Source organism: Mucilaginibacter sp. PAMC 26640 (assembly GCA_001596135.1).
GTDB lineage: Bacteria > Bacteroidota > Bacteroidia > Sphingobacteriales > Sphingobacteriaceae > Mucilaginibacter.
On sequence record CP014773.1, the window covers coordinates 3,119,924 to 3,137,140 of the forward strand.

At 43.2% G+C, this 17,217-nt stretch carries 11 protein-coding genes and 1 pseudogene; 7 read left to right on the forward strand and 5 right to left on the reverse strand.

Translation table 11 applies throughout. The annotated features are described in order from the left end of the window. Positions 1 to 502: 502 nt before the first annotated feature. The 5 genes and pseudogenes from A0256_13470 to A0256_13490 all read right to left on the reverse strand — a co-directional run bounded on the left by A0256_13470 (position 503) and on the right by A0256_13490 (position 6,612). Positions 503 to 2,899 carry a hypothetical protein gene (locus tag A0256_13470; GenBank protein AMR32358.1) on the reverse strand — a complete coding sequence of 799 codons (2,397 nt, stop codon included), beginning with the start codon at positions 2,897 to 2,899 and terminating at the stop codon, positions 503 to 505. A gap of 44 nt (positions 2,900 to 2,943) precedes the next feature. After that, positions 2,944 to 3,626 (reverse strand): annotated as a pseudogene (locus A0256_13475) (DNA-binding response regulator). A gap of 219 nt (positions 3,627 to 3,845) precedes the next feature. Then, positions 3,846 to 4,121, reverse strand: coding sequence for a hypothetical protein (locus tag A0256_13480; GenBank protein AMR32359.1), 276 nt, complete (start codon positions 4,119 to 4,121; stop codon positions 3,846 to 3,848). 32 nt (positions 4,122 to 4,153) lie between these two features. Continuing rightward, on the reverse strand, positions 4,154 to 5,317 hold the full coding sequence (locus A0256_13485; GenBank protein AMR32360.1) for a cystathionine beta-lyase: 1,164 nt from the start codon (positions 5,315 to 5,317) through the stop codon (positions 4,154 to 4,156). A gap of 2 nt (positions 5,318 to 5,319) precedes the next feature. Beyond that, positions 5,320 to 6,612, reverse strand: a complete 1,293-nt coding sequence (locus A0256_13490; GenBank protein ID AMR32361.1) for a hypothetical protein — start codon at positions 6,610 to 6,612, stop codon at positions 5,320 to 5,322. 272 nt (positions 6,613 to 6,884) lie between these two features. On the opposite strand from A0256_13490, the gene A0256_13495 reads away from it, so the two are divergent. From A0256_13495 to A0256_13525, 7 genes are all read left to right on the forward strand, one after another. Further along, complete coding sequence (locus A0256_13495; protein AMR32362.1) at positions 6,885 to 7,907, forward strand: LacI family transcriptional regulator; 1,023 nt, start codon at positions 6,885 to 6,887, stop codon at positions 7,905 to 7,907. Positions 7,908 to 8,558: 651 nt separating this feature from the next. Continuing rightward, the gene (locus tag A0256_13500; GenBank protein ID AMR32363.1) at positions 8,559 to 9,113 is read left to right on the forward strand and encodes a hypothetical protein; all 555 of its coding nucleotides are present in this window, start codon (positions 8,559 to 8,561) and stop codon (positions 9,111 to 9,113) included. 51 nt (positions 9,114 to 9,164) lie between these two features. Continuing rightward, positions 9,165 to 12,290: a SusC/RagA family TonB-linked outer membrane protein gene (locus tag A0256_13505; protein ID AMR32364.1), complete on the forward strand. Its 3,126-nt coding sequence runs from the start codon at positions 9,165 to 9,167 to the stop codon at positions 12,288 to 12,290. Positions 12,291 to 12,312: 22 nt separating this feature from the next. Further along, complete coding sequence (locus A0256_13510) at positions 12,313 to 14,124, forward strand: hypothetical protein (protein ID AMR32365.1); 1,812 nt, start codon at positions 12,313 to 12,315, stop codon at positions 14,122 to 14,124. A gap of 178 nt (positions 14,125 to 14,302) precedes the next feature. Then, positions 14,303 to 15,187, forward strand: coding sequence for a hypothetical protein (locus A0256_13515; protein ID AMR32366.1), 885 nt, complete (start codon positions 14,303 to 14,305; stop codon positions 15,185 to 15,187). A 60-nt stretch (positions 15,188 to 15,247) separates the two neighbouring features. After that, positions 15,248 to 15,925 carry a secretory protein gene (locus A0256_13520; protein AMR32367.1) on the forward strand — a complete coding sequence of 226 codons (678 nt, stop codon included), beginning with the start codon at positions 15,248 to 15,250 and terminating at the stop codon, positions 15,923 to 15,925. A 146-nt stretch (positions 15,926 to 16,071) separates the two neighbouring features. Continuing rightward, positions 16,072 to 17,214 (forward strand): thioredoxin, encoded by a 1,143-nt coding sequence (locus tag A0256_13525; GenBank protein ID AMR32368.1) that lies wholly within the window; start codon positions 16,072 to 16,074, stop codon positions 17,212 to 17,214. Positions 17,215 to 17,217: the final 3 nt, after the last annotated feature.

Below are 17,217 nucleotides of genomic sequence, written 5' to 3' on the forward strand. Positions count from 1 at the left end.
TGTATACTGCTAATACCATTGAAGGTTTCCATCGACAGGCCAGAAAGTGACCAAAACAAAAGGCGGATTTACCCCGGATATGCCCCTAATAAAATTGATTTATGTCGCGCATATCAATATAAACAAAAATGTACGATGGGACTTTCAAGCTAGGCAATGACCGCTCTAAAGCTGGCCATGTAGTTTCCTACGAGAATGATATTAGATTTGAATTAGCAATCACCCCCTTTTTAGACCCCCATAATGGCCTAAAAAGGGGTGATACATTTTATTTGACAGACCCTAACTATTAATTTGCAACACTTTGACCACATTAAATTGGTGATTATTAACTGCTTTTTAAATTATCACGACACAAATCGGTTCGCTACATCTCAGAAAATCCTGTGGTCAAGCGTTCCGTAATATCCACTTCCACCGCGTATTTAAGTCATTTAAACAGCAGTAAATTCCGGCAAGCTCTGCCAGTTGTTTCTGGCAGCTCTGTTGAACCGGCAAATTCTTATTCCGTCCTGCTTAAGCCGTTAAATTTTTCTACAAGGGCCGCCCAGTCCTCCCCATATTTCAGGCTTAACATTTTGCCATTGGGCGATATGATCACCTTGGTGGGATAGCCGGTGATGGCATAGTCGTTTTCAATTACCCTGTTGGACATGACGGCGGGCAGATCGTACCTGTTGTTTTTTAGATAAGATTTTACATTGACTTCCAGGTCGCGGCAGGCGATGCTTAACAAGTTGATGCCGGCATGCTGCCCTGCTTTAATTTCCTGGCTGTAGGTGTTTAAAGCGGGCATCTCCTCGCGGCAAGGGCTGCACCAGGTTCCCCAGAAATCCAGCACCAGCCATTTACCTTTGAAATCGCTGAGTGACCGATCCGTACCGTCAATACCTCTCAAAGTAAAAGCAGGGGCGGGTTGCCAGCTGGAAACGATATTGTTTTTGAAAAACGCCTTGTAGTCTTTCCCTGGAAAATGTGACTCGTAAACCTTCTGCATTTGGTCCATCGTACCGGGCTCGGCATTAATGTTTTCAACAAACACCTTGAGCGCCTCTTCGTCGTTCCCGCTGTTGAAAAGGCGGGTAATAAACTCATCCCGGTAGCTTTCCTTAGATTTCAGGAAAACCCGGTCATAGAAACTGGTGTAGGCCTTTTCCTTTTCGTTTTTTGGAGAGCTTTGCGCTGCTTTAGCCAGGTATTGCAGCGCCTTAACCGAATCGGCAAGTTTGGCGTCGGTGTATTTTAAATACCATGCGTATGCCAATATGTTCTGATCTGCATTGCGCGACCTACTCAGGGTATCGGCAGCAAAACGTTCCAGGTTGGCCATGGTTTTTTTCAGCAGTACATCCGCTTCGGGTTGTTTTTTTACACTGACCAGCATTTTATAAATGAGCAGCGCATACCGGCTGCCGTTACCTCTTTGCTGGTAAACGTCATCAAGTTGAATCAATTTTTTGCCGGTTTTTATCAGGTAATCGCCGTCTTTCTTATGCTCTTTCGCGTCAACCCAAAGGTATAGCGGTTCAGTTTGCTGGCGCATTATCGGGTCCTTATCAACATGTAATCTGTTTAACAGCTGTTTGGAAATTAGTTCGGCTTTGTTATGACTCGCGGTCTGCTCGGCAAACCATTTTTTTACACTATCCGGCGTCATGGCCTTCTCTTTAACATATTTTTTAAATTCCTCATCATTAACCAGTTCGTCATAATCCATACTGATGAAATTTTGGGCAAAGCTTTCTTGTACCCAGCCTTTAAATCCCGCGTCTTTATACATGTAATGGCTGATTTCCTCAGCGGAATCAACCGAAAGGTGGAGCATATTACCCATTTTATTAAAGAGGTGACTCTGCTGATCTTTTAAATAACGGGTAGGCGTTTTAATAAGTAGCGCTTCGTATGTTTTAAAATCATTTACACCGGTTACCTGTTGTACCAGGCTCAGCTTATTTACCGTGTAGGTTGCGTCGCCCCTAAAAGCGCCATCGTGCGCCCGGAAATAAGGTAACACTTTCGCAGAATCAGTCACAGTGCCGGTTTTAAAGGCATCACTCCAAAACGCGCTTGTCTTAACAGCCATGTTTATCCAGGCGGTATCAATAGCATGTTTACTGGCGCCCATACGGACTGTTACTTCCAGCTGGTATTGTGGCGTAGTTATTTTATGTCCGTTGGTCAATACTTCGCTTTGTTGCTTACTTTTGCTGTAGCTCTGTTCTATTAGGCCCGTCACCTCATTAAATGTGACAATTTTGGTGGCGTTATCCATGATCTGGCTGTCGTTCGGTTTATCGGATGCCCGGATATACAGCCTTGGTGCAGTGATGGCCGTCACATTGTAAAATACACTATCGGCCGCCTGCCACTCCATTCCGTAGGTGATTTTCTGTTTGGGGAGCTTGAAAAATAAATTGTTCAGCTCATTCTCCGGGTAAAATTGCGCGTTGTTTTTGAGCATCGAAGTTGTTTCCCGGCTAAGCCCCCAGTTTTTGGCGGCCTCGTCAATGGCTTCCATAACACCCAGGATGTCAATAACGGTATTGGAGGAATCCAACTTCACTACCAGTGGCTTTTGCAAAAGGGCCAGGTGAAGAAACGAGTTGGTGGAGTTAAACGTAGTGTTTTCCAAACTATCGGTATTAAAGTGGTATTGCTGGTCATTTTGCTTGTTGTTGACCCAGACCCGCACCAGGCGGCACTCCAGTAATGTGTTGTTGCCCTCTTTACCTAATACTTTGAACTGGAAGGTGCTCCGGTAATTATTGTTCATGTAAGGGAAGTTGAGCTGCTCGTGGCTGTCATACTCGAACTCCGTATTTTTTGGAAGAGAAATTGATTGGCCATAAATGTTTGAAAAAGAGGCGAGCGTGAGCAGGAGGACAAATAATTGTTTCATTGGCTTGTGATGGTTTAATATTTATATGTCTGTTTAAATTGAGGTTAAAGTTCTTGCATACGTTGCGCATAAGTAACGCCTATCGGTATTTTATGCCCGTTGATGATGATCTGTGTTTGTCGAATTTATCGATCTTATCCCGGGCGACTATGAATGCCCGGTGGGTACGATTGAATTTTGGGTTAGGAAGCATTAGCTGAAGATCGGTAATGATCATATGCGTGCTGAACGAGTTGCTACTGAGCAGGTGGATCCGCGCGTAATTGCCGGCAGCGTCAATAAACAGGATGTCATCCAGTTCCACCCTGATCTGCTCATAACAGTCCTTAATAAAAATGGATGCCGTGCCTTCGTCATTAGCAGCTTTATTACGCAAGCTGTACAGCTCATGGGCTTTGGTACACGCCTCTAAAAAACAGGGCAGGGAAAACAGCTCAAGCATACAATCGATCGCGTCCAGCTCAAAACTTTTCACCGCGTGTTCAGAGTGTGCCGTGGTAAAAATAACCATGGGCGGGTTGTTCAGGCTGTGCAGGAAGTCGGTACCGCTTACATCCGGCGTTTTAATATCCAGGAATACCAGGTTGGTTTTGTTCCACTGCAAATAACTCTTCGCCTCAAAACCATTGGTAAATGTCGCCTTTAGTTCAATGAACGGAGCTATAAGGGCATGCGATTTGACCAAGTCAAGGGCTATCGGTTTGTCGTCAATGGCAATGGCTGTCATGCGTTTGAATTAAGGTGATCATTATTGGCGAGTTCGATGGTCAGGTGAACAAAAAATTCTTTGGTGTTCTCGCGGATCACCAGGTCGTGCCGGTTTAGATAAAGTAATACCAGCCTTTGCTTTACGTTCTCCAGCCCGATACCGCTTTGGCTCATTTCGCCTTCGGTTTCTGTGCGTAAATGGATGCTGATATGCGCATCGAAATAGATTTTGCTATCCTTAATTGTCGCGGGGATAAAAAACCAGGCTGGCGCTCCGGGGTTCTTCCATGTGATATTTAAGCACCAGCTTCCCGTTTACAATTTTGGGACAAAATACTTCGCCTCCTAAACGCACGCAAAATACCCCTGCGGTATCTTTCATACCGGATGCATTGATATTCAGATTGATGTATCCCACCAGCGAGGCTACACTCTTTGAATTTGGCTGCAAAATCCCTGTGTTGAAAAACAGGCAAAAGATCGCGAAAAAGATAATGGATTTTAATTGTGACATATCATAGGTATAGAATTTAATTATTTATAAGGTCATTCAAAGCTGGTTAACGCTTGCTTCAGGTCGTTAATCAGGTAGTTCGGGTCCTCCAGTCCGATGTACATTCTTATCAGTTGGTCTTGCGGGTTGTCTACACAGTAGGCTTTCTGGTCGATAGAGACGATGGAGGGCATTACCAGGCTTTCGTGCCCGCCCCAGGAAACGGCTATCAGGATGTGCTGCAGGCTGTTACAGAATTGCTCAATTTTCCTGAACGTGGAGTTTTTAAGCGTAAAACTGAAAAGGCCGCCGCATCCCTGCATTTGTTCTTTTGCCAGTTTACCCTGCTCAAAATTGGGGTTAAAAGGCCAGATCACCCGATCTATTTCCGGATGATCATGAAGCCAGGCGGCAACGACTTTTGTGGTTTCGAAACTGCGTTGTAAACGTAAAGGCAGGGTTCTTAAACCCCTTAACAGCAGCCAAGCAGAATTTGGCGACAGGGCAGGGCCAAGGTTCATAAACTCGGTATTGAAGATCTGCCTGATCATGGCTTTACTGCCGGTAAGCACACCTGCTATTACATCAGAGTGCCCGCCGATGTATTTAGTTGCCGATTGCGCTACGAGGTCGATACCCATTTGTATGGGTTGCTGAAAAATAGGGGTACAGTAGCTGTTATCTATTATAGTAATAATGCCCCGCGATTTTGCAAACTTGGCCACGCGTCTGATGTCCTGCAGTTCATAAGTCAGCGTGTTGGGGCTTTCCAGGAGTATCAGGCGGGTTTGTGGTAACACCGCAATTTCAAAGTTGCTGAACTCAGTACCATTTACAAACGTAGTGGTGATGCCAAACCGGGGCAAAAATCTTTCAAACAACTTTACCGTCCAGCTATAAGATGATTTTACGGTAATAACATGGTCGCCTGCTTTAACGAGCGATAATACAGCTACGCTTATTGCCCCTATACCGCTGTTGAATAGTAGTGCGTCTTCGGCGCCGTCAAGCGCAGCCAGTTTTTTTCTCAGTATATTGACGGTAGGGTTTTGACCCCGGGAGTACAGGTTGGCTTCAAATTCGTCGGCCATGGCCACGCGCATATCGTCAACCGTTTTAAACGTAAAGTTGCTTGATTGAATAATTGGCGGCGATACTGCATTGAAGTAGTTTTCCCTGTCTTCGCCCAGTTCATTAATAATAAATGACAAATCCATGGTTACGGTGTTGCTATTGGTTTTCGGTTACGTTTTGTAATATAATATATGATAAAGCCTGCACAAAAAGTGCAGATACAAATGATTGCGGCCATAGGCGTATCGATGAAGATAGAAATTGTAACAAGCCAGTAAGCAGTGATAAATATCACCGGAATGAAGGGATACCATTTTATGGTGTAAATACCGGTGTTATCCAGGTTTTTAGTTTTACGACGCAAAACGAAAATAGAAAGTGCTGCTGTCGATAGGCCTACCGTATCAAAAAACATAATATAACTCATCATCTTTTCGAACGATCCGATAAAGAAAAGGATGATCAATACTGCCCCTACAAAAAAACACAATCCAAATACCTGCACTTGTGTTTTACTATTAACGTGCTTAAATATCGGGGGAAGTATACCGTCCTCGGCCATAGCATAATAAACCCTTGGGTTGGACATAATATTTACGTTGATAAATGAAAGTACGGAAACGAACATCAGTAACGATATCACCTTGTAACCCGTTGTGCCAAACATGACGCCTGCCAGCGTGGCAGCCAAGGCAGGTTGGTGTTGTATCCCATTAATTCCTAAAACATAGTAATAGGCAAAATTGATAAGCATATAAAGGATAACGACGGTAATTATTCCTCTAAAAATTGCTTTAGGTACGTTTATTTTTGCATCAATACTATCGCCGCCGAAATTGATAGTTTGCTGATATCCTCCGTAAGTGAAAAAAATAGCGATCAGGCTTACACCTATGCCATATAATGTGTTATGATTTATTTCTTTAAAATGATGGTGCTCAACCGGAAACGCCGGTGCTTTGAAAACAGCTGTGCAAAGCATCAAGATCATGCCTATCTTTAACAGCGTTAATATGTTTTGTGTACGGGCGCTCATTTTTACCCCCAGCAGATTGATGACAAAAAGGATGAACATTGATGATATAGACACAATTTTAATACTAATATTTTGTTGCAGGCTTTGAGGCATAATCACCGGACAAATGTAGTTGGCACCGATAAGCGCTACAGCTGCAACCGACGCCGCATTGCTTATCACTAATATCCAATTGATCATAAACGCGAATGCCGGATGAAAACAATAAGAAACGACTTTATAAAAGCCGCCCGTACTGGGATAACGAGCACCAATTTCTGCAAAGGTGAGTGCCCCGCATAAGCTGATGGCTCCGCCAAAAAACCATGCGCCGAAATAAAGCACCGGATTACTCAAATGATTGGCCACTTCTGCCGGAGTAGCAAAAATACCCATACCAATAACCAAACTAACCACGATCATCGACAAATCGAATCGATTAAGCTTCGGGATTAGGGCCATATGCGAAACAGTTGATAAGTAATAGCATGAGACTGAAATATGAAACAGATTATGTTTGACAAGTTAATAAAAAAACAGGTAAATGGTTTTATCAAACATTATGCTGAGGTTAATTGAATTCATCAGCATTTGTTATATTTATGGGCATCAAGCTAATTTAATAAAAACGACTTGTAGATTTTCACACAGTATTGTGGCTGATTCTTTCAATGCCTTATTGACCTTAACGATAAATGAAAAAAAGTATATCTATAAAAGATATTGCAAATCTTACTAATACTTCTATTACCACGGTTTCTTTTGTGCTGAATGGAAAAGGACGAATAAGTAAAGAAATTTCGAAAAAAATATTAGAAGTTGCCGAAAAATACGGGTACGAGCCTAATCGTATGGCAGTTGGCCTTCGTACAGGAGTATCTAAAGTTATAGGATTGATTGTTGAGAGCATCGGCGGTCCTTTTTTTGGCGCTATGGCTAAGGTAATAGAGGAAGAAGCCGAAAAGGCAGGTTATGGTATTATTTATTGCAGCACCAATAATAATATCCAAAAAGGTAAAGAGGTGATCAAGATGCTGTCACAGCAATTGGTGGACGGATATATCATTACCCCTATGAAGGGTTTGGAAAAAGAAATTCAAAACCTGGTGGCCGGCGAGAAACCTGTGGTACTGATAGATGGTTACTTTCCCGGTATCGATATTCCTCATGTTTTAGTTGATAATTACAATAGCAGTTTCGACGCCGTAAAATTTCTTGTCAGTTCAGGCTATCGCCATATTGGTCTGGTTACTGCCGATCTGGATCTAATACAATTACAGGATAGGGTACAGGGTTATAAAGACGCGCTAAAAGACGGTGGCATCAAGGAAAGTAAGAAAATGCTCTTTAAACTACCATTCAATATGCAGGGGGATGAGGCGATCAATTCTATAAAGGCATTTTTAAAGCAACAAAAACAGATGGATGCGGTTTTTTTTACAACTAATTACCTGGGTGTAATGGGGCTGCAAAGTATCAACCAGCTAAAATTTAATATTCCGAACAGATTGGCTGTGATCAGCTTTGATGATAATGAAATATTTAACCTTTATCCTCCGGGTATCACAACGGTTAAGCAGCCTACCTACGAAATTGCCAAGTCCGCTATTGATGTTCTTTTATCACAAATGAACAGTGAAAAATACAATATCTCTAAAATTAATATTTGTTTACCGGCAACCTTGGTAGTGAGGGGCTCAACTCCAGTTCTCAGTTAGGAGTTAAATAGTTACCTATACTTTCTGCTTATAAAAGGTATGTTTCGCAATGCTATTCGTTGATTTGAGTCATATTGGTGATAATCTGTTAGATACTATTGCTTTAATTGTCTGTTTGGTAATATATGGCGTAATAATTTGCGAATTTTTAAATTTAACCATTTGTTAATATTAAATGCGAATTTATTTTGGTAAAACATTTTACTAACATTATATTTGGTTGTTCTTTAAAACAGTGGTTAATTTGGTAAAACGTTTTATCAGTCTAATTGTGAAAATTCCATTGCTTCTGTTGTGATGCGCTCTTGTTCTTTTTATTAATTTAAATCTAACTAAAATTACCTATGAAGAAATTCTACATTTTTTAAGTTCTATAAAATGCATGTTTCGCGGCAGGCCCAATTGTTAATTTAACTTCTCCGGAATGGGTTGATTTGCAGAGGGATAGCCTTATTGGCTCCTGAAACAGCATTAACTGCAGGTATTCATCTTCTTTTAAATTAATGGCCTCCCTGGATAAGGCAGGCAATCCGATAAAATCAGTAGTTGATTCGGGATGGTGAACTATTGCCTTTTTTAGCCACTTCGCTGTGTGAAACAGCTGTTAAACGGACTATATGAATCAAATTTTAAACTTTTAATTAACAATCTATGAATGTATTGAAATTATCCAGGCAGCTGTTGGTAATGCTTTTTATTGCCATGTTTTTTTGCGCCGGTTGTAAAAAGGATGCGAAGCGCACCTATGATCTGTTGCCGCCAGATCCGGAAGACGTAACAGCGCAGGGTGCCCTAAGTGTTAACATTGAAAACACCGGCGGCCCGGATGCAGGAGAAGGATCTGCAAAAGTAACCGATGGAGACACCGGGTCAAAATTTTTGATCTTTAGTTATGCTCCTGCGTTTTATATCCAACTGAAATTTAAAAAAGCGCAGCATATCACTTCTTACTCGCTTACTTCAGCAAACGACGCGCCGACACGGGATCCAAAAAACTGGAATATTTCCGGATCTAACGATGGCACTACATGGACGGTTTTGGACACCAGGACCGGTGAAACCTTTTCCGACAGGGGTAAAACCAATACTTATGACTTTACCACACCAGACACGTTCACCTATTACCGGCTGAATATTACTGCAAACGGGGGAAGTTCGCTATTCCAGATGGCTGAATTTCGTGTGATAAATTACCCTTTGAATTAAAAGCCAGCTAACCATAATCAACAAAATTTTTATCCCACAAACCAAGAAATTATGTTTAAAAATCGACTCTTTAACTTCCTTTCCTCAGGTTTGAGACATAGTAAATTCATTTATATAGCTTCTATATTGATGTTACTTGCTATGCAATCAAACGCACAGGATGTTTTGCAAATAACCGGTACGGTTAAAGATGAATTAAACCTCCCCCTTCCGGGTGTGAGTGTAACCAATCAGCGGTCTGGAAAGGTCGACATAACTGATGTGAACGGCAAATTTAAAATTGCAGCCACCCGGGGCGATTCAATTTTTGTGACCTTCGTGGGTTTTCGTACTTATTCGTTGGCCATCAAAGATGTCATCAATTTTAACATTTCTTTGCAGGCAGCTAGTAATAGTTTAAATGAGGTTTCCGTCGTGGGCTATGGAAAGCAGAAAAAAATTAGCCTGGTAGGTGCTCAGTCGACTGTAAATCTTGAAGATATTAAACAGCCTGTAGCCAATCTAAGTGCAACACTTGCAGGCCGAATAAGTGGATTGGTTGGGGTACAGCGCTCCGGCCTACCCGGCCAAAATGGCGCCGACCTGTGGATACGCGGGATTGCTACCTTTAACCAGTCGGGTAACAGTGCGGCACCACTTGTTATTATCGATGGTGTGCAGGGCAGGGATATCAATGGGTTGGATCCTGAGGATATCTCCTCCTTTACAATCCTTAAAGATGCTTCCGCTACGGCGGTATACGGTGTTGCCGGTGCAAATGGGGTCATACTGATCAATACTAAAAAAGGCAGCTCAGGCAAAACTACGTTAATGTTTAATTACAATCAGGGTATCACTTCCTTTACAAAACGCCCCGAACTAACTGATGGTGTCGAATACATGATGCTAAGGAATGAGGCCCGGTTAGCCAGTGGCCAAGGCAAAGAGTACAGTAATAATTATATTAATTCTACTATCAGGAACGAAGATCCCAATCTATATCCTAATGTCAACTGGATGGATGCTTTGTTTAACACAACAGCACAAAACAGACGGGCAAATTTTAGCGCACGCGGCGGGTCTGAAAATGCCACCTTTTATGTATCCGGCGCCTATTACGATGAAGAGAGTTTGCTGAAAACAGATGCTCTTCAAAGTTATGACGCATCAACCAAATTTAGGCGTTACAATTTTACCTCTAACGTTTCGATGAACTGGACGAGTACCACTAAATTCGATCTGGGTATTCAGGGGTATATAACCAACACTAATTACCCGGGTGTAAGCCCTAACGATGCATTTGCTAACGTAATGCAAACCAACCCGGTACTTTATCCTGTGATGTATCCTGGTAACCTGGTGCCGGGTGTAAGTTCGGCCGGTGCGCAGCCTAACCCATATGCACAAATTACGCAAACAGGTTATCAAAATACCTTTAGTAATCAGGTTTTATCCAATGCGAGGTTGACGCAGGACTTGAAGTTTTGGGTGCCAGGCTTATCCTTCAGCGCGTTGTATTCATTTGATATCTATAACACGCACACCATTGCCCGCACCCGTCAGCGCAGCTGGTATCAGATCGATCGCAGTAATCCTTATAATGACGACGGAAGTGTTAATTTGAAAGTAATTCAGCAAGGATCAGATCAGCTCGGTTTTACTCCCCTTGGTGATATGAACGGCACCCGTCAGTTTTATACAGAGGCATCATTAAACTACGATAAAAATATCGGAACTAAGAACCACATTACTGCTTTGGCACTGTTTAATCAGAGAGAGCAATTGTTGAATTCTGCAACTGATTTACCGGGTTCACTGCCTTATCGCAGCCAGGGACTCGCCGGCAGGGTAACCTACTCTTACGATAACAAGTACTTCTTGGAAGGCAACTTTGGATATAATGGGTCAGAAAACTTTGCGCCTGCCAAAAAGTTCGGATTTTTCCCATCTTTCGGCGTTGGATGGGTACTGTCAAATGAAAAATTTTACGAGCCTCTCAAGAATGTTATTGATTTTGCGAAAATCAGGTACTCCGATGGGGTAGTGGGTGATGGTGGAAATGCCGGCAGACGCTTTGGATATTTAACGGTTGTGAGTACGGCTGCAGGCGGCTACACCTTTGGTAACGGAACTGATAACAAGGGGTACGGCGGTACAGCCATCACCAGTTATGGTACAGACGTAGCTTGGGCCAGATCCCATAAAAGGGACCTTGGCTTAGAGATCACAGCGTTCAGATCATTATTCTCGCTAACAGTGGATGTTTTTAACGAAAGAAGAAGCGGTGTATTCCTTCAAAGGGCCTCGTTACCAGCTTTGGTAGGACTTAGCAGCAATCCTTACGGTAACCTGGGCGTTATTTCTAACAAAGGCATCGACGCGACCATATTGTTAAACCCCACCAAAATAGGCGATTTTACGCTGGATGTGCGTGGTACGTTTACGTTTAACCGGGATAAGGTGATTGAAAATGATCAGGCACCTCAGCCATATCCTTACATGGATAGAAGAGGTACCAATTACCTTTCAACGTTTGGTTACGTAGCGACCGGTCTTTTCCAGAATCAGGAAGAGATCAACAGCGCTCCGTCTCAAGCCGCGCTTGGTAGCGTGCGACCAGGCGATATCAGGTATAAAGATTTAAATGGTGATGGCAAAATTGACGCGAATGATGTCACCCGTATCGGCAACGGCGATGTTCCCACCACCACCTACGGTCTCGGTTTCAATTTACAATACAAGCATTTTTATTTTGGCGTTTTCTTCCAGGGCGTGGCGGGTGCCGACAGATTACTAAGCGGCGACGGTATCATTCCGTTTAATAACAGTACAGGTGCAGAACGAAGCAACCTGTTTGCAATTGCTGAAGACCGCTGGACACCAGAAAATCCAAATCCCAATGCATTCTACCCACGTTTGGCTTATGGCAACAGCGCCAATAAGAACAATGCTGTAACATCATCATGGTGGGTAAAAGATATCGATTTCATTCGTTTAAAAACAGCAGATCTGGGTTATAACCTGCCAAAGGGTACGTTAAAATCCATTGGTCTGAAAAATGCGCGGGTATACATGCAGGGCTTAAATCTTGTATACTGGAGTCCGTTCAAATTATGGGATCCGGAACTTAACACCAGTAATGGTACGGCTTACCCTAACATAAGGACCATTACACTGGGCGTTCAAGCAAACTTCTAAACTTAAATTAACGAAAAAAGACATGAAAAAAATTACCTATATAAGTATGTGTTTGCTCGCGCTAAGCCTGGGCTCATGCAAAAAATATTTGAGTCAGGTGCCGGATGATATCATCACAACAGATAAAATCTTCACTTCCAGAACTAACACCGATAATTTCCTGGCCAATATTTACAATGCTGTACCAAACGAATTAACGCAACGGTATAACGGAACAGATAATTCTGGGCCCTGGACGGCATCTTCTGATGAAGCCAAGTACAACTGGGATTTTAATTACAGCAATAATATGAACGCCAGTACCTGGAGTAATACTGATGGTGACGTGGCGCAATACTGGAATAATTATTACGTGGCTATTCGCAATGCTACTTACTTTATGCAAAACATAGATAGCGCCAATCCTGCTGAGGTCGACGCTAACGTGAAAAAAACTTATAAGGCAGAAGCACGGGCTTTGCGAGCATTATATTATTTCTGGTTATTACGCACCTATGGCCCTGTTCCGATCATAGGAGATAAGATCCTCGATGTAAATGCACCCATTACCGATTTGAGGCTGGCCCGTACCCCTTTCGATCAGGGTATAGACTTTGTGGTAACCGAACTGGATGGGAGCGCCGCGGATTTAGCCACAACACCAACAACTGCTCAATATGGAAGAATTACAAGCGGTATTTGTAAGGCCTATAAGGTTGAAGCATTATTACTTAAAGCGAGCCCGCTCTACAACGGAAATACGGCTTTTGCATCGCTGAAAAACCATGATGGGACTGCATTAATAAACCAAAATTATGATGCAAGCAAATGGGCAGCAGCTGCAGCTGCCGCTAAAGACTTCATAAGTAATTTCGTACCAGGCGTTTATCAGCTATATCAGGAGACGGACGCTGATCCTTTTATGGCAGCCTATAAATCTTGTCGTAACGTGGTGACGGTCAATTGGAACAGCGAGTGGATTTTTGCCAGATCTAACAGTGGTAGTTATACCCAATATGATCGTACGCCAAAACATGTCGGAGCTGGATCGCCTAGCAGTGCCAACCAGGGTGGCGGGGCGCTTGGCGCTACGCAAACGATGGTTGATGCTTACTTTATGGCAAACGGACGTCCAATAACCGATGCGGCATCTGGCTATGTACCAACCGGATTCTCCAATTTCAAAGCGCCGTTTGATGTAGCCGCCAGGAATACCTACAATCAATGGACAGGTCGTGAGCCTCGTTTCTATGTGGGTATTACCTACAACAGCAGCTATTGGCTAAACCAAGTGCCTGGGTCGACCTTAATTACAGATTTTACCTTCAATGGTAATTCTGGCCGTGTGCAAAGTACATCAGATGTAACGCCAACAGGTTATACGGTTCGCAAAGATGTCACAGCCAGCGATAACGCCCGCGGAGCCATTATGCTACGGCTTGCGCAAGTCTATTTGGATTATGCTGAAGCGCTTAATGAATCAGCCCCTGGTGACGCAGATATATTAAAATATGTTAACTTGATCCGTTTGCGGGCGGGTGTGCCGCTTTATGGCAGTACAAACCTGCCGGCGCCATCCGGCCAGGCGGCTATGCGGACAGCTATACAGAATGAGCGCCGTGTAGAACTCGCTTTTGAAAACGTGAGGTATTTTGACACCCGCAGATGGAAAATAGCGGAAAACACCGATGCCGGCCCATTTTACGGCATGGATATGTCAAAGTCTGACAATTCTTTTTATAATAAAGTGGTTTTAGAGACGCGAGTTTTTAGAAAAGAACGTGATTACTTATTCCCCATACCTAACGATGAGGTATTGAAAAATAATAACATGGTTCAAAATCCCGGATGGTAAGATAGATTACTGCCGGTGTCAATCTTAACTGTTGTGCCGGCAGTTATTTAATAAAAATCGTATTTTCCTTAACCCTGTATTACAACGGCACATCAACCGGTTAAACTATCACTGCCAAATGAAAAAAACAACTCTCTTTATACTTCTAATAACTGGGCTAACGGCTTGCAGCAAAAAAATGATTACAAACCCGAAGATTCACAATAAGTCTACTGACCAGCCGATAGCGGTATGGAAGGAGCACTGGTTTGATCATGTTCAATTGCTTAACCGAATAACTGATGACACGAGCGTTGTAGTTTATTATGATAAGGACGTGCACGCCGACATCACCTGGCCAAAACCATACCTGGCCGCGGCCTGGGATTATACCAAAAAAATTTATGGTGCTTATGGTACCGAAACAAGATTGTACGCCGTATTACATGCCGGTAAATATTCTGGTGGCCACCCGTCAACCTACATGGATGCAAGCCACGACTATCATAATGTGATCGATTGCGGATCGTCTGATGTTAACGCATGGACAGCCGGTACCGGTAACGACATCGATTTAAGCACCCATGAAATTGGCCATATTGTAGAAGGGGCCTCCAAAGGGGTGCATGGATCACCGGCTTTCCCTATTTGGCATGACAGTAAATGGATGGAAATTTACCAGTATGACGTTTACCTTGGCCTTGGCCGTAACGATGACGCGGTACGCTGGAATAACATGAAGCTATCAACCACGGATGATTTCCCCCGCGCCGGCACGCACTGGTACAGAGACTGGTTTCTGCCAATTTATACCCAACACGGAAAAAGTGCTGCCCTCAATAATTTCTTCACTTTGTTGTCTAAGTATTTTCCTAAGCATACTTTTAACAATGGTGTTCAAAACTATCCGGAGTATTCACGGGATTTGAATATGGGCGAATTCATTCACTTTTGGAGTGGTGCTGCTGGTACAGATTTAAAGCCCCTGGCTTTAACCGCCTTTGGAGATAGGGATCAGAATGGCAAAAGCTGGGAAACACAATTAGCAAAGGCTAAAATCGACTTCCCTGGTATCACCTACTAATTAACACTCAATTTTTTTAACAAAAACCTGTGTAAAGTATCACACAAAAAATATATACAAATGAATAAGCTATTTTTTTCAACCCTAATTGGCGCAGTCACTTTTTGCGCCGCTACGCAAGCACAAACGACAACCGAAGTCATTAAAAAGAACGGGTATAAACTAACCGTTATTAACCAGGATTCAAAATTCGACAAGGCTGAAATAGTAAAACTGGAGGATACTTTTTTTGAGGTGTACCCTAAGCTGGAAAAGGAGTACAATAATAAAACCTTAAAGGATGTAACTTTTGTAATCGACACGGCTTACGGCGGTGTAGCTGAAACTGGGGGCGGACGGGTTACATTCAGCTCGAAGTACATGACGAAATATCCTAAGGATATTGATGTGGTTACCCATGAGGTGATGCATATTGTGCAGGGTTATGGCGACGGCGCCGGGCCCGGCTGGTTAACAGAAGGTATAGCTGATTACGCCCGTAATAAATTTGGCGTGGATAACGTAGGGGCAGGATGGAGTTTGCCCGCTTTTAAGCACACCCAGACTTATGAAAACGCTTACCGCGTTACCGCTCGTTTCCTGGTATGGATAGAGAAAAATGTGAAACCAAACCTGGTCAAAACTTTTGACGAGCAACTGCGCACGCACACCTTTAACGATGAAAGCTGGAAAAAGGAAACTGGCAAAACCGTTGATGAACTTTGGACTGCTTACGCAGCTAACCCCTCAGCTGTTTAATTGTCCGATCCGATGCCGGATTCGGAAGCAGAAATAAGACAAGGCAATGAATGTACGTCTTGGAAATGCCATTACAAAGAGCGGTTAATGAACGAGCGTTCATAACCCGCTCTTTTTCTAAATAAATATCTAACTACACCGATACTATGAGATTTAAATTATCAGTTATCAGCATCCTTTTACCGGTACTTGGTCTCGCGCAGACTGCCAAATTTAGCATATCAGGTAAAATAGGGGACCTTAAGAGCCCTGCAATAGCTTACCTAGACTATATGGATAACGGGGTTAGTCATGAAGACTCTTCTGCCGTGGTCAATGGTGAATTTATGTTCTCGGGAAATATCGGCGGTATCAGTACAGCGCGTATGTCCCTCGATCACCAGGGAAACGGGAAGCCGTTTTCCATTTACAAAGGCGGTGATGTGATCTATTTTTATTTTGGCAGGGAACAGGTAAAAATTGCATCTGCAGATTCACTGACTAACGCCCGGTTCAGCGGGTCAAAAGTTTACGACGAATTTAGTGCCTATACAAAGGAAATCGGCGGCTCGATGATGGATCTCACGAAACTGGCCAATATAGATTTTGCAAGCGGTACACCAGAGGATCAAAAAGATAGCACGTACATCGACGCGGTAAACAAACGCTTTCATCAGCGCATCGTTAAACGATCAGAAAAGCAAATAACATTTGCCAAAACACATCCACATTCCTATTTCGGTTTAGTTGCCCTGTCAGAAGCTGCGGGTTCAAAAGTAGATGTAGAGACGATCCAGCCTTTATTTAAGGCCATTGACAAAGATTTGCAGCTGACCGACCTGGGGAAGGAACTTGCGCAGCGCATAAATGCCGTTAGCATTACGGGAGTGGGGAGTATTGCGCCGGGCTTTACACAAAATGACATCAACGGCAAACCCATTTCATTAGCCGGTCTGAAAGGTAAAACCGTCCTGATAGATTTTTGGGCCAGCTGGTGCAGTCCCTGCCGGGCCGAAAACCCGAACCTCGTTAAACAGTACAAACTTTACAAAGACAAAGGCTTCGAAATATTATCGGTGTCGCTGGATAGTGATAAGAAGAACTGGGTACAGGCAATTACCAAAGATGGCATGCCCTGGCTGCATGTATCAGATCTGAAAGGGTGGAACAACGATGTAGGCAGAAAATACGGGATTCGCGCGGTACCTGCCTGCTACCTGGTAGGCCCCGACGGGACAATTATTGCAAACGACCTAAGGGGAGAAACACTTAACAAAAAATTGGCTGAACTCTTTACTGCAAAACAGTAACGA